At 73.7% G+C, this 13,403-nt stretch carries 12 protein-coding genes; 2 read left to right on the top strand and 10 right to left on the bottom strand.

Features of this window, described 5'->3' with window-relative positions:
* Nucleotides 1-12 precede the first annotated feature (12 nt).
* From AB0F77_RS17620 to AB0F77_RS17635, 4 genes are all read right to left on the bottom strand, one after another.
* Nucleotides 13-519, bottom strand: a complete 507-nt coding sequence (locus tag AB0F77_RS17620) for a DUF5304 family protein (protein ID WP_361948648.1) — start codon at nt 517-519, stop codon at nt 13-15.
* A 57-nt stretch (nt 520-576) separates the two neighbouring features.
* On the bottom strand, nt 577-1,746 hold the full coding sequence (locus tag AB0F77_RS17625; RefSeq protein WP_361948651.1) for an ArsA-related P-loop ATPase: 1,170 nt from the start codon (nt 1,744-1,746) through the stop codon (nt 577-579).
* A 61-nt stretch (nt 1,747-1,807) separates the two neighbouring features.
* A complete protein-coding gene (locus AB0F77_RS17630) occupies nt 1,808-2,251 on the bottom strand; it encodes an SRPBCC family protein (RefSeq protein ID WP_361948654.1) in 444 nt (147 codons plus the stop codon).
* A gap of 114 nt (nt 2,252-2,365) precedes the next feature.
* Nucleotides 2,366-3,163 carry a metallophosphoesterase gene (locus tag AB0F77_RS17635; RefSeq protein ID WP_361948657.1) on the bottom strand — a complete coding sequence of 266 codons (798 nt, stop codon included), beginning with the start codon at nt 3,161-3,163 and terminating at the stop codon, nt 2,366-2,368.
* Nucleotides 3,164-3,492: 329 nt separating this feature from the next.
* Between AB0F77_RS17635 and AB0F77_RS17640 the strand changes: the two genes are divergently transcribed.
* Nucleotides 3,493-5,289 (top strand): AMP-dependent synthetase/ligase, encoded by a 1,797-nt coding sequence (locus AB0F77_RS17640; protein WP_361948660.1) that lies wholly within the window; start codon nt 3,493-3,495, stop codon nt 5,287-5,289.
* A 94-nt stretch (nt 5,290-5,383) separates the two neighbouring features.
* Here AB0F77_RS17640 and AB0F77_RS17645 read toward each other — a convergent pair whose 3' ends face one another.
* Nucleotides 5,384-6,526, bottom strand: a complete 1,143-nt coding sequence (locus AB0F77_RS17645; protein ID WP_361948663.1) for a glycosyltransferase family 4 protein — start codon at nt 6,524-6,526, stop codon at nt 5,384-5,386.
* 92 nt (nt 6,527-6,618) lie between these two features.
* On the opposite strand from AB0F77_RS17645, the gene AB0F77_RS17650 reads away from it, so the two are divergent.
* Entirely contained in the window at nt 6,619-7,899 is a 1,281-nt protein-coding gene (locus AB0F77_RS17650; RefSeq protein WP_361948666.1) for a glycosyltransferase 87 family protein, read from the top strand.
* A gap of 10 nt (nt 7,900-7,909) precedes the next feature.
* On the opposite strand, the gene AB0F77_RS17655 is transcribed toward AB0F77_RS17650, so the two are convergent.
* From AB0F77_RS17655 to AB0F77_RS17675, 5 genes are all read right to left on the bottom strand, one after another.
* Nucleotides 7,910-9,112 carry a hypothetical protein gene (locus AB0F77_RS17655; protein WP_361948669.1) on the bottom strand — a complete coding sequence of 401 codons (1,203 nt, stop codon included), beginning with the start codon at nt 9,110-9,112 and terminating at the stop codon, nt 7,910-7,912.
* A 29-nt stretch (nt 9,113-9,141) separates the two neighbouring features.
* Nucleotides 9,142-10,155, bottom strand: coding sequence for an NlpC/P60 family protein (locus AB0F77_RS17660; RefSeq protein WP_361948672.1), 1,014 nt, complete (start codon nt 10,153-10,155; stop codon nt 9,142-9,144).
* A 239-nt stretch (nt 10,156-10,394) separates the two neighbouring features.
* A complete protein-coding gene (locus tag AB0F77_RS17665) occupies nt 10,395-11,435 on the bottom strand; it encodes an NlpC/P60 family protein (protein ID WP_361948674.1) in 1,041 nt (346 codons plus the stop codon).
* A 210-nt stretch (nt 11,436-11,645) separates the two neighbouring features.
* The gene (locus tag AB0F77_RS17670; RefSeq protein ID WP_361948677.1) at nt 11,646-12,989 is read right to left on the bottom strand and encodes an NYN domain-containing protein; all 1,344 of its coding nucleotides are present in this window, start codon (nt 12,987-12,989) and stop codon (nt 11,646-11,648) included.
* A gap of 39 nt (nt 12,990-13,028) precedes the next feature.
* On the bottom strand, nt 13,029-13,268 hold the full coding sequence (locus tag AB0F77_RS17675) for a hypothetical protein (protein WP_361948680.1): 240 nt from the start codon (nt 13,266-13,268) through the stop codon (nt 13,029-13,031).
* Between the last annotated feature and the right edge of the window lie 135 nt (nt 13,269-13,403).

The following is a 13,403-nucleotide window of genomic DNA, read 5'->3' on the forward strand; positions in this document are numbered from 1 at the left end:
CCCGAGGCCCTGTCAGTCCAAGTCGATGCGTTCCCCGGGGCCGGTGCCCTCGCCCGGCTCCCGGCCCTCGCGCGGATCGTCCTCCGGGCCGTGCGTGTCCCGCGCGCGGTCCGTCCAGCGGCGTTCCTGGGCCTGGACGGCGGAGCGGTAGGCCGCGAGCAGTTCGCCGCCGGCCGCGGCCAGGTGGTCGAAGACGTCCGGGTTGCGTTCCACCACGGGCTCGACGGCGGCCTTCGCCTGCTGCACGACCTGTCGCACCACCTGCTGGGCGGCGGGTCCCGCGACCGCGCCCAGGAGCGGGGACTGGAGGCCGGAGAGCTTGTCGGCGACCGCGTCGACGAGCTTGCGCAGTTCCTCGGCGGCCGAGCCCGGGGGCGATCCGTGGGCGGCGCGGCGGCGGGCCTTCTCCGCCGCGAGGTCCTCGGCCGCGGCCGTGGCCCAGGCGTCCGCGTCGGTCGCCCGTGCCTCGTCGGCCGCCGGGCCGTCGGGGGTGTCCGGTGTGGGGCGCTCTTCGCTCATGACGGACTCCTGACTACGGTTCGTCCCTACGACGTTACCCGAATGGGCGTACGTCCTTCACCGTGCACGCGGCCACAGGTCGGGGTCGGGCGTGAACCGGATGCGCAGTTCGCCCTCGCGCAGGGCGGCCCCGGCGACGGTGCAGCGGCGCAGGGCGGACGGCAGCGGGACGAGGCGCCGGAAGGGGCCCGCCGTGATCACGAGTTCGTCGCCGCGCCGGACCAGGTCGAGTTCGTCGCGTATCGCGCCGGGCAGCGGGATGTGCCAGACGACCACGCCGTCGTCGGCGGTGCGGTCGGTCACCGGCCACTCGACCGGGGCGGGCGCCCGGTTGACGCCGGGCGCGGCCAGCGCGGCCAGGTCGTCGGTGCCGCGGGGGTCGCGGCCGAGATGGGCGACGGGGTGGACGTCGTGGGTCTCGTGCCAGTCGGCGAGGGCCTTGCGCTGCTGGGCGGCGAGGCCGGCGAGCCAGGTGTCCCCGGCGGTCTCGGGCAGCACGCGGTTGGCGAGCACGGCCTCGGTGCGCAGGCCGCGCAGGGCGAGACCGAGGGCGCCCGTGCGGACGGCGTCGGCGCCGGCCGGGCCGGGTTCGGCGACGAGGCGCACGGCGGTGTCCCGGCCGGCAAGGACGGCCTCGACGGCGGCGAGTTCGGTGTCCCAGCGAGCGACGGTGTCGTACAGCCGCTCCGAGGGCATGGGCACGCCGGCCAGCCGGCCGAGGACGGGGCGCAGGGCGCGGGCCGCCTGGCGCTCGGGCGGGAGCAGCCGGCGCAGATAGCGGCGCAGTTCCTCGGGCAGGGCGAGCAGGGCGAGGGCGCGGGGGGTGGGCGGGAGGTCCACGACGAGGAGGTCGTGACGCTCGGAGAGGGCGGCGTCGCGCAGGGCGCGCAGCAGGGAGAGCTCCTCGGCGCCGGGCAGCGGGGTGGCCTCCTCGGCGTCGAGCCGGGAGGCTCCGAGGAGGTCGAGGAGGTCGGCGGCGCGGTCCTGGAGGGCGACGAGGTCGTCCCGGAAGCGGGCGGTGGCGTCGGGCCGCCACGCGGTGAGGTGCGGCGTGACCCGTACGGGTGTGGGGCCGGTCGCCGTGCCGAGCGCCGCGCCCAGGGTGTCCTCGCGGTCGGCGCCGAGGACGACGGTCCGGATGCCGTCGCCCGCGGCGGCCAGGGCGGTGGCGGCCGCGAGGGTGGTACGACCGCTGCCGCCGGGGCCGGTGATCAGGATGGTGCGCATGAGGGTGAACGGTAACGGAGCCGCGGACGCGGGCGTGCCCGCGCGGGGCCCGGGGCCGGGGTCACGCCTCGCCGGACTCGACCCTCTTCTTGAGGCCCGCCAGGGCGCGGTCGATGATGACCTTCTCCGCCTTGCGCTTGATCATGCCCAGCATGGGGATCTTGACGTCGACGGTGAGCCGGTAGGTGACCTCGGTCGCGCCGGCGCCCGCGGGCTTGAGGAGGTAGGAGCCGTCCAGGGAGCGCAGCATCTGGGACTTCACCAGCGTCCAGGACACCTCGTGCTCGCCGGTCCAGGTGTAGGCGAGCGTCTGGTCGTCCTTGATCGCCCCGGCGTCCATGACGAGCCTGACCTGCTCGGCGCGGTCCTGCCCGTCGGTGGCCAGGACCTCCGCCTCCTTCACCTCACCGGTCCAGTCCGGATAGCGGGCGAAGTCGGCGATCACCGCCATGACGTCGGCCGGTGCCGCCTCGATCGTGATGCTCGAGCTGGTGTGTTCCGCCATCGCCGTGGCTCCTCCGGATGCGGGCCCGTCGTGCTGCAAGTCGTGTGCGCACGTGTGTGCAGCGTGAAGGCTACCGCGCACGCGACCTGCCGGGTTCACCCCGCCCGGCGGGGCTCACCATTCGAGCGCCCAGGGCCGCCCGGTGCCGGCGAAGTGCCCGACGTTGACGCACTCGGTGGCGCCGATGCGCATGCGCCGCACCAGCGGCTGGTGGACGTGTCCGAACAGGGCATAGCGGGGCCGGGTGCGGCGGATGGCGTCCAGCAGGGCCCGGCTGCCCCGTTCGAAGCGCCGCGCCACCGTGTCGTAGACCAGCTCGGGCACCTCGGGCGGGATGTGCGTGCACAGCACGTCGACCTCGCCGATCGCCTCGATCTTCGCGGCGTACTCCTCGTCGCCGATCTCGTAGGGGGTGCGCATGGGGGTGCGCAGTCCGCCGCCGACGAAGCCGAAGGTGCGGCCGCCGATCTCGACGCGCTCGCCGTCCAGGACGGTGGTGCCCGGTCCCGCGTACTCCGCCCAGAGGGGCGGCATGTCGACATTGCCGTACGTGGCGTACGTCGGGGTGGGGAAGGCGGCGAACAGCTCGGCGTACTGCTTGCGCACCGCTTTCTCGATGGCGGCGGCCCGGTCGCCGGCGATGCCGGCCCACAGGCTCGCCCCGAACGCGCGCGCCTCCTCGAAACGCCGGGCGGTGCGCAGTTCGACGATGCGGTCGGCGTTCTCCACTCCGAACAGGTCCGGGAAGATGCCGCGCGCGTGGTCGGCGTAGTCGAGGAAGAGCACGAGGTCGCCCAGACAGATCAGGGCGTCCGCCCCCTCGCCGGCCCGGGCCAGGTCACGGGCGTTGCCGTGCACGTCGCTGACCACGTGCACGCGTGTCCTTCGGTTACCGGCGGGTGTGGGTGCCATGGTGATCAAGGGTAGGTCGGGCACGCCCCTGGTGAACAGTGCCGGACGCACCCGCCGTTACTGGCCAGTCAGGAAAGGCGTGGACTACTGTGCGCCAAGGAACAGCCCCCCGTCCGTCCCCATCCGTGTGACGCAGCGAACATCTCGCCGGATCCCCCTGTCGAAGACACCATACCGACGGGTAACGTCCGGGCAGTCCAGTCGTGCTCCGGATTTCGGTCACCGGGACCGAGACCCACGGTGGGTCGCCCGGAGCATCCGCCCGCCGTGGACCGGACCGTCGCATCACACGACGTCGTGGCGCCGGCGCCCTATGAGGAGCAGCAGTCTTGCGCGAGTTCAGCCTTCCGGCTTTGTACGAGGTCCCTGCGGACGGCAATCTGACCGACATCGTCCGCAGAAACGCCGCGCAGCACCCGGACGTGGCCGTCATCGCCCGCAAGACGGGCGGTGTCTGGCAGGACGTGACGGCCCGTGACTTCCTGACCGAGGTGCACGCCGCCGCCAAGGGGTTCATCGCCTCCGGAATCCGGCCGGGCGACCGGGTCGGCCTGATGTCGCGGACGCGCTACGAGTGGACACTGCTCGACTTCGCGATCTGGAGCGCGGGCGCGGTCACCGTACCGGTGTACGAGACCAGTTCGCCCGAGCAGGTGCAGTGGATCCTCGCGGACTCCGGCGCCACCGCCTGCGTCGTGGAGCTGGACGGGCACGCGGCGGCCGTCGAGTCGGTGCGCGACCGGCTGCCCGAGCTGAAGCACGTCTGGCAGATCGAGGCCGACGGCGTGGGCGAGCTGGGCCGGCTGGGCAGCGACGTCGCCGACGCGACCGTCGAGGAGCGCGGTTCGCTCGCCAGGGCCGACGACCCCGCGACCATCGTCTACACCTCGGGCACCACCGGCCGTCCCAAGGGCTGTGTGCTCACCCACCGCAGCTTCTTCGCGGAGTGCGGCAACATCGTGGAGCGGCTGCGCCCGCTGTTCCGCACCGGCGAGTGCTCGGTGCTGCTGTTCCTGCCGCTCGCGCACGTCTTCGGGCGGCTGGTGCAGATCGCTCCGATGATGGCGCCGATCAAGCTGGGCAACGTCCCGGACATCAAGAACCTCACCGACGAACTGGCCGCGTTCCGGCCGACGCTGGTCCTCGGCGTGCCGCGGGTGTTCGAGAAGGTCTACAACTCGGCGCGCGCCAAGGCGCAGGCCGACGGCAAGGGCCGGATCTTCGACAAGGCCGCGGACACCGCGATCGCCTACAGCAAGGCGCTGGACACCCCGTCGGGTCCGTCGCTGGGCCTGAAGATCAAGCACAAGACGTTCGACAAGCTGGTCTACGGCAAGCTGCGCGCGGTGCTCGGCGGCAAGGGCGAGTACGCGATCTCCGGCGGCGCCCCGCTGGGCGAGCGGCTGGGCCACTTCTTCCGCGGCATCGGCTTCACGGTCCTGGAGGGCTACGGCCTGACCGAGTCCTGCGCGGCCACCGCGTTCAACCCCTGGGACCGGCAGAAGATCGGCACGGTCGGGCAGCCGCTGCCGGGTTCGGTCATCCGCATCGCCGACGACGGCGAGGTGCTGCTGCACGGCGAGCACCTGTTCACCGGCTACTGGAACAACGAGGCCGCGACCGCCGAGGCGCTCGCCGACGGCTGGTTCCACACCGGTGACATCGGCACCCTCGACGAGGACGGCTATCTGCGGATCACCGGCCGCAAGAAGGAGATCATCGTCACCGCGGGCGGCAAGAACGTCGCCCCGGCCGTGATCGAGGACCGCATCCGGGCGCACGCGCTGGTCGCGGAGTGCATGGTGGTGGGCGACGGGCGGCCGTTCGTGGGCGCGCTGGTCACCATCGACGAGGAGTTCCTGGGCCGTTGGGCCGCCGAGCACGGGAAGCCGGCCGGCGGTTCTGTGGCGTCGTTGCGTGAGGACCCGGACCTGATCGCGGCGATCCAGACGGCCGTGGACGACGGCAACGCGGCGGTGTCCAAGGCGGAGTCGGTGCGCAAGTTCCGCATCCTGGGGGCCCAGTTCACGGAGGACTCCGGGCATCTGACGCCGTCGCTGAAGCTGAAGCGGAACGTCGTGGCGAAGGACTTCGCCGGGGAGATCGAGGCGATCTATTCGAAGTAGGTGCGCCTTCTGGGGTGCCACTTGATCAGCGTTCGCGGGTGCGGATGCGTTGTGGCACACCGACACGGCCCCGCGCCCCTGACGGGGCGCTGCATCACAGCAGGGTTTTCAGGTTCTCCGCCAGTCGGTCCCAGCGCCACTTCTCCTCCACCCAGCGCCGGCCCCGCTCCCCCATGCGGTGGCGCAGTTCGGGGTCGTCGAGCAGTGCGACGATCCGGTCGGCGGCCTCCTCGGGCGAACCGCCGCGCACGACCCAGCCGGTCTCCCCGTCGAGCACCGCGTCGGGCGCCCCGCCGGAGTCACCGGCGACCACGGGCAGCCCGGTCGCGGACGCCTCCAGGTAGACGATGCCGAGCCCTTCGACGTCGAGTCCGCGGCGCCGGGTGCGGCAGGGCATGGCGAAGACGTCGCCCGCCCCGTAGTGCGCGGGCAGCTCCGCCCAGGGCACCGCGCCGGTGAAGCGGACCGAGGCGGCGAGACCGGTCTCCGCGACGAGGCGGCGCAGGTCCTTCTCGTAGGGGCCGCCGCCGACGATCAGCAGCACCGTGTCGGGGTGCCGGGCGAGGACGCGGGGCAGCGCCCGGATCAGGGTGTCCTGGCCCTTGCGGGGCACCAGCCGCGAGACGCACACCACCACGGGCCGCTCGCTCAGCCCGAGCCGGGCGCGCACCTCGGCGCCGCCCGAGTCGGGGTGGAAGGTCTTCTCGTCGACGCCGGGCGGCAGGTGCGCCATGCGCGCGGCGGCGGCCGGGGTGAGCGCGTCCGCGATCCGGGAGCGGGTGTACTCGCCGAGGTAGGTGATCGTGTCCGTGGACTCGCCGATCCGGCGCAGCAGCCCGCGCGCGGCGGGCAGTTGGGCCCAGCCCGCCTCGTGGCCGTGGGTCGTGGCGACCAGCCGTCCGGCGCCAGCGGCACGCAGCGCCGGTGCCATCAGCCCGAGGGGGGCCGCCGCGCCGAACCACACCGACGTGCACCCGTGCTCGCGCAGCAGCCGCACAGCCGTGCGGGTCGCGGCGGGCGTGGGCAGTAGCATCGTGGTGCGGTCCCGTACGACGGTGAAGGGCTGCTCGGCGTCGAACGCGGCCGTGGCCTCGGCGCCCTCCCGGCCGCGCTTCCACGTGGAGGCGTAGACGACCAGCCGCTCCGGGTCGAGGCGCAGCGCCATGTTGTGCAGGAACGCCTGGATGCCGCCGGGGCGGGGCGGGAAGTCGTTGGTCACGATCAGGGTCTTGTGCATCGCCGCCGACCCTACCGGTCGGCCCGTGTCCGGGGCGCTCGCGGTCGCCGCCCGGGTGCGTCTGCGGGCCGTGCGCGGCCCGACGGGACATCATGGCCCGCGGGACCGGACACGAGGGCGAGGGACTGGGGGCTCAGGTGGACGTCGCGGGTGCGCGCGGGACGCCGGCGGGACCGGTGGCGCTCTGGGTGCCGACCAGACTGGTGCTGCTGCTCCTCGTGCTGCGGGTGTGGGTCTTCCCGGGCGCGGACGTCACGACGGACGTGTCGGTCATCTACCGGGGCTGGTACGAGGTGCTGCGCCAGGGCACGTTCCCGCTGGACGACGTGACCTGGCAGTATCCGCCCGCCGCCGCGCTGGCGATCCTCGCGCCCGCCCTGCTGCCCTTCCTCGCCTACCCCACCGCGTTCTCCGTGCTGGTCTGTCTCGCCGACCTGACGGTGCTGGTGCTGCTGTGCCGCACGGGCCGCCGCCCGGGCAGGGGCCTGCGCGGCGCGTGGCTGTGGGCGGCCGGGCTGCCCCTGCTGGGGCCCACCGCCTACGCCCGCTACGACGTGCTGGTGACGGCCGTGGCGGTGGCCGCGCTCCTCGCCGGCGCCCGGCGGCCCCGGCTCCTCGGCGCGCTGGCGGGTTTCGCGGCGATGGTGAAGGTGTGGCCGGCGCTGCTGCTGGTGGGGGCGGTGCGGCGCCGGGCGTGGACGTCGGCGGCGCTGGCGGCGGCCGGGACGGCGGCGCTGTTCGCGCTGGCCATGCCGGGCGCGTTCGCGTTCCTCACCTTCCAGCGGGAGCGGGGCACGGAGGTCGAGTCGCTGGGCGCCCTGGTCTTCCACGTGGCCCGGCACACCGGCTGGCGCGGCGAGGTGCTGCTGAACTACGGCTCGGTGGAGTTCGTCGGCCCGTACGTCGGTGTGGTCAGCGACGCGGCGCTGGCGCTCACGGGGGCGGCGTTCGGCTGGCTGCTGCTGTGGCGGTGGCGGGCGACGCGGTTCGCCCCGCACACGCTCGCGGACGCGGCGTTCACGGCGGTGCTGCTGTTCACGGTGACCAGCCGGGTGATCAGCCCCCAGTACCTGGTGTGGCTGCTGGGCCTGGGCGCGGTGTGCCTGTGCTCGCGGGCGAGCCGGATGACCGTGCCCGCGCTGCTGCTCCTGCCGACGGCCCTGGTCACGACCCTGGAGTTCCCGCTGGGCTTCACCCATGTGGTGGCGAGCGACGGCTACGGCGTCACGCTCCTGTTCGTGCGCAACGGCCTCCTGGTGGCGGCGGCGATCGCCGCGGCCCGTCTGCTGTGGCGCTCCACGGTCGCACGGCCGTCCGCCGAACCCGCGGCGGAGGGGCCGGCCCGCGCCGAGGAGACCCCGGTGGTCCCCTGACGGGGAGCGCTCAGCCGAGCTGGTCGCGGAGGTAGGCCCGCCACTGCTCCCGGAACCGCTCCGGGGTCGTCCCGAGGACGGTGCGCAGGGCGTCCTCGACGGCGCCCGCGCGCCGACCGTGGGCGCCCACGGCCCGGTAGAAGGCGGCGAGCCGGGCCTCGCCCCACTGCCCGGCGATCATCCGGCAGGCCAGCCAGCCGCCCTCGTAGGCGCGGGCGAGGCGGCCGGCGTCGGTGGTGAAGCCGAAGTCCCCGTCGGCGGGCAGGTCCTCGGGCAGGTCGCCGTCGCGCACGGCGCGGGACAGCTCGGGGGCGGCCTGGACGGGGGTGCGGTCGCTGCCGAGGTAGCCGATCCAGTCGGCGTAGCCCTCGGACAGCCACAGCGGGGTGGCCGCGTTCGTGTGGGTGCGGGTGGCCACGTGGGTGGTCTCGTGGGTGAGGACGAGCTGTTTGCCGGCGTCGCCGAGGAGGGCGTACGCCTCCGGATTGACGATGATCCGGTCCGCGGGTGTCGTCCCCGAGGTGCCGACCTCGCCGGTGGTGACGGCGGCGATCCCGCGGTACGAGGAGGCGTGCGAGCCGAGGAGCCCGGCCATGCCGTCGAGGGAGCGCGGGACGAGGACGACGACCCGGCGGGCCCAGTCGGTGCCCCAGGCCCCGGACACCGCCGGGACGGCGCGGTCGGCGAGCCGCTCGTAGGCCCGCAGCGCGGAGGTGGACTGCCCGACGCCCAGGACGAGGCCGTACGTGCCCCGGACGGCGCTCACCGTGCCCTGGTCCCACAGTTGCTCGCCCGTACCGCCTGCGGGCCGGTCGGCCGTGACGTACCAGTGCCCGTCGGCGGTGGTGCGCAGGGTGAGGCGGCGGGCGGTGGTCACGGGGGCCCGGTCGTAGCCCCGGACGCGGTAGCTGAGCCGGGCGTCGGCGGTGGCGGAGGCGCCGTCGCGGCGCAGCGCCGTCAGCCGGTACGACCAGGACTCCAGCGGCACCGCGCGCAGCCGGTCGTAGGTGTCCCGGGTGCCCGTCGTGCCGTACGCGGCCGGGTCGTGGCGCAGGAGCGCGGCGGACCGCACGTCGAGCACGTGCTGGACCTCGGCCCGCGCGGGGTCGGCGGTGCGCGGTCCGCCGCATCCGGTCAGCGGGACGAGCAGCAGACCGAGCAGCAGACCGAGTCCCGCGACCCCGGGGCGCCCCGCCCGCCGACGACCAGCCATTCGCCGATCGTACGGCCCCCGGCCCGCGCTCAGACCCGGGTCACCGAGGAGATCGGCATCATGCCGACCGGGTCGTAGCGCACGGGGGCGCCCGGGTGGGGGGCGTGGATGACCTGGCCGCCGCCGACGTACATGCCGACGTGGCTGGCGTCGGAGCGGTAGACGACCAGATCGCCGGGGCGGGCCTGGGAGAGGGGGACGCCGTGGCCCGCGTACCGCTGTTCCTGCGAGGTGCGCGGCAGCTGGACGCCGGCCTGTCCGTACGCCCACTGCATCAGGCCGGAGCAGTCGAAGCCGGAGGGGCCGCTGGCGCCCCAGACGTAGGGCCGGCCGAGGGCGGAGCGGACGGCGGCGACCGCGGCGGCGGCCCGGGAGTCGGGGGCGCCCGCGCCGAGGCCGGGCAGGCCCTGGCGGCCGTCGCGGGAGGCCCGTGCGTAGGCGGCGCGCTCCGCCCACGGCAGCGAGTCGAACAGCCGGCGGGCCTTGGCGAGCTTCTTCTCGACGGTCCGCTTGTGGGCGGCGACGGCCGTGCGGCTCTCCTCCAGGTCGGCCAGCTTTCCGGTGGCCTCGGCGCGCTCCTGGGCGAGTTCGCGCAGCGCCGACCGCAGGTCGCGCAGTTCGCCCGCCTCGTGGGCGCCGATGCGGTCGAGCAGGGCGGCCCGGTCGAGCCAGTCGTCGGGGCGGGCGGACAGCAGCAGGGCCACGGACGGATCGACGCCGCCCGAGCGGTACTGCGCTCCGGCCAGTGAACCGAGCTTCTCCCGCAGGGAGTTGACCGTGAGCTGCCGGCGGGCGATGCGGTCCTGGGCGTGGCCGATCTGCTCGCGCAGGGTCTCGGCGTGCTCGGCCGCCTTGTTGTACGCCTCGGTCGCGTTCTCGGCCTCCTCGTAGAGGCGGTCCACCTCGGCCCGGGTGTCGGGGTGCGGGGCGGCGGTGGCCGGGACGGCGCCGAGCGCGGCTGCCGCCGCGGACAGCACGCTGAGGGCTGCCGCGCCGGCGCCCCGCTCGAACCCGGACGGTGCAAGGCGACGATGAGACCCCACGGGAAGCCGCGTTCCTTCCGCTGGCGGACAGTTGCCGCTTCCCGGCGGCCGGACAGGGGGCCCGGCGTGAGGGGAGCGCGCCAGACAGTAACCGCGCGGACACGCGGCGGCCAAAGACCTCGGCGGCCACGCAACGTGACGCCCCGCCGCTGACGCAGGTCACCGGCGGGGCGTGGAGTCAGTTCCGGTTTCCGCGATTCGCCCGTTCGGGCGCTTCGCGATCCGGTTTCAGGGGGTCGTCAGACGCGGACGCCGAACATGAACGGGCCGCCGATGGTGCTCATCGACTCGTAGCGCACGACGGTGCCGGTGCGCGGCGCGTGCAGGACCTGGCCGTTGCCCGCGTACAGGCCCACGTGGTGGATGTCGTTGAAGAAGAAGACGAGGTCGCCGACGCGCAGGTCGCTCTGGCTGTAGATGCGCGTGCCGATGTTGGCCTGGGACTCGGAGGTGCGCGGGATGCTGACGCCGGCCTGGGCGTAGGCCCAGGAAGTCAGGCCCGAGCAGTCGAAGGTCGCGGTGCCGGTGGCGCCGTAGCTGTAGGGCCTGCCGATCATGCCCTGGGCGGCGGAGAAGGCCGCGGCGGCCCGGCCGGAGGCGGAGGGGACGTTGCCGAGGTCGACGCGCTCGGCGGAGGAGCGGCTGGCGCGGCTCTGCTCCTCGGCGAGGGCCGCCTTCTCCTTGGCCGTCAGGGTGTTGAGCGTCCGCTGGGCCTCGGCGAGCTTGCCCTGGACTTCCTTCTTCTTCTTGTTCAGCTCGGTCCGGGTGGTGGAGAGGTCCTTGAGCTTCTCGGTGGCCTCTGCCCGCTCCTGGGCGAGTTCGCGCTGTTTGTCCTGGATCTTCTTCAGGGCCTCGACCTGCTGGCCGCTCAACTGGTCGAGCGTGGACGCCTTGTCGAGGTAGTCGTCCGGGTCGGACGACAGGAAGAGCTGGACGGACGGGTCTATGCCGCCCGAGCGGTACTGGGCGGTGGCCATCGAACCCAGGCCGTCGCGCAGCTCGTTGAGCTCCTCCTGGCCGCGCGCCACGTTGTCCTGGATGGTGGAGATCTCCTTCTGGAGCTTCTCCTGCTTCTCCTTGGCCCCGTTGTACTTCTCGGTGGCCTGCTCCGCCTGCTCGTAGAGCGTGTCGACCTTTGCCTTGACCTCGTCCTTGCTCAGCTTCTCGCTGGGCGCGGCGTTGGCGGCCTGTGCGCTCAGCGCGACGGCGGCGGCTGCGGCGGTGGTCAGCACGGTCACGCGTGTGCGGCTCGGCTGCTTGGGTCGACGGTGGGACGCCACGGAGACGGGCTCCTTCTTTTGAGTGATCACCCGTGTGGAGGTTCGAGGCCAGACCCTAGTGACCTCGCTGTGATCAGTTCAAATCCTCACGCGAAAAATCTCGTCACACCAGCCATTCTTTGCCCACAACTCACATGGCGTGACGCCCACTTGACAGGGGGTGGCGCAACGGAAGGGCCAATTCGGGCAAAACCCGCGCACCTTCGCCTTTCACGACAGTCGCTTGAGAAGCACCGCAGAGGCGACGGGCCGGGCACCCGCCTTCGCGACCCCGTCGGCCACCTCGCGGTCGGTCGAGGCGACGATCACCGGCCGCCCCGGCGGCTCGGCGCGCACCAGCTGGCGGATCAGCTCGTCGGCGGTCACGCCCGGCTTGGAGAACAGCACCCGCACCCCGCGCGGGGGCGCGAGCAGCACGGGCGCGGCCAGTTCGGCGCCGTCGAAGACGCAGGTCACCTCGGCACCGGTCTGCGCGGCGAGCTGCGAGAGCTGGCCCAGCAGCCGCAGCCGCTGCTTCTCCAGCGGCATCTGCGGATAGCCGGTCTTGGTGACGTTGTAGCCGTCGACGACCAGGTGCGCCTGCGGCAGCGCGAGCAGTTGGTCGAGGATCGCGGGGTCGTGTTCCGACAGCGCCCGCGCGGCGATGTCCTTCGGGGTCATCCGGCCCGGCTCGACGGCGTCCACCGTCTCCGCGGGGCGCACGGAGACGGGCGGCAGCGCCAGTTCCCGGCGCAGTCCCTGGGCCGCGTCGAGCATCGTGTCGAGCAGCAGCCGCATCCGCATGTCCTCGACGCTGCGCCCCTCGCGGGCCGCCCGCCGGGTCGCCTCCAGGGCCGCCTCGGCCTCCCCCAGACGGGACTTGAGCCGTCTGGCCTCGCTCTCCGCCGTGGAGACCTGCGCCTGCGCCTCGGTCCGTACGGCCTCGATCTCGCCCTGCACCTTGCGCAGGGCGGCCTCGCCGCGCTTGACGTCGCTGAGGGCGGCGCGCAGTTTGCGGTGCAGCGCCTCGGTCTCCTTCTTGGCCGATTCCAGCTCCCCGCGCAGCCGTTCGGTCTCGCCGCGGATCTGCTCGCGGGCCCGGTCCAGCTCCTCGCGCAGCCGCTCCAGCTCCGCGCGGCTCTCCTCGTCGGCGCGCTCGGCGTCGGCCCGCATCGCCTCCTCGCCGGCGGCGGTCACGAGCTTCACCCAGCCGACGGGACGCAGCACGTAGGCCGCGGCCGCCACGTCGAGCGGATCCGCGGCCGGGGGCGGCGAGCCGGAGTCGAGGGCGCCGGCCAGCTCCGGCTGGGCCTCTCTGAGCTTCTCGCCGATGCGCTGCCGGAACAGCGTGTCGGTCTCCAGCGCCGCGGCCATGGCGTTGCCGGCGAACTTGGCCCGGCGGTTCGGGGCGAAGCGGGCGTACTGCCGCAGCTGGGCGGGCAGTTCGGCGACCGTCAGGCCGCCGAAGCCGTCCGAGACGATCTGCACGACACGCCGGCGCACACCGTCCGGCAGCGGACGGTCAAGCACCTCAGCGGTGCCGTCGCCCGGCCCCCCGCCTGTGGTCTCCACCATCCGTCACACCCCATCACCTGTGCGGGGCCGCTCCCTGGCTCAGGAGTCGGCGCCCGGCCTGTCCACGAGTTCCACCTGGTCCACCGCGTTGCACCAACGGCAGCGCACCGAATCGATGGTCTCACTGAGCACCTCGCGCTCCTCGACCTTCGGCTCACCGGCCAGGTCGAGGTGGACGTACTCGACGACCTTCGAGGCGCGCGTCACGTCGAAGCGCGTGAGGTTGCCGCAGAGGGTGCAGCGCCACCGCGTCGCGGCGGTCGGCAGGGGAACCGGCATCGTGGCTGTTCGCTTCCTTCTAGTGTCCGTGACGCGCCGTCTCCCCGGCGCGTGTGGCTCGTAACCCTACGGCCTGGCGGGTACTCGCCGCCCGTCCGTCCACGGCGGCGAGGCGGTCTGTAGGACTGCATCCCG

This window comes from Streptomyces sp. NPDC026672, assembly GCF_040638185.1.
Lineage (GTDB): Bacteria > Actinomycetota > Actinomycetes > Streptomycetales > Streptomycetaceae > Streptomyces.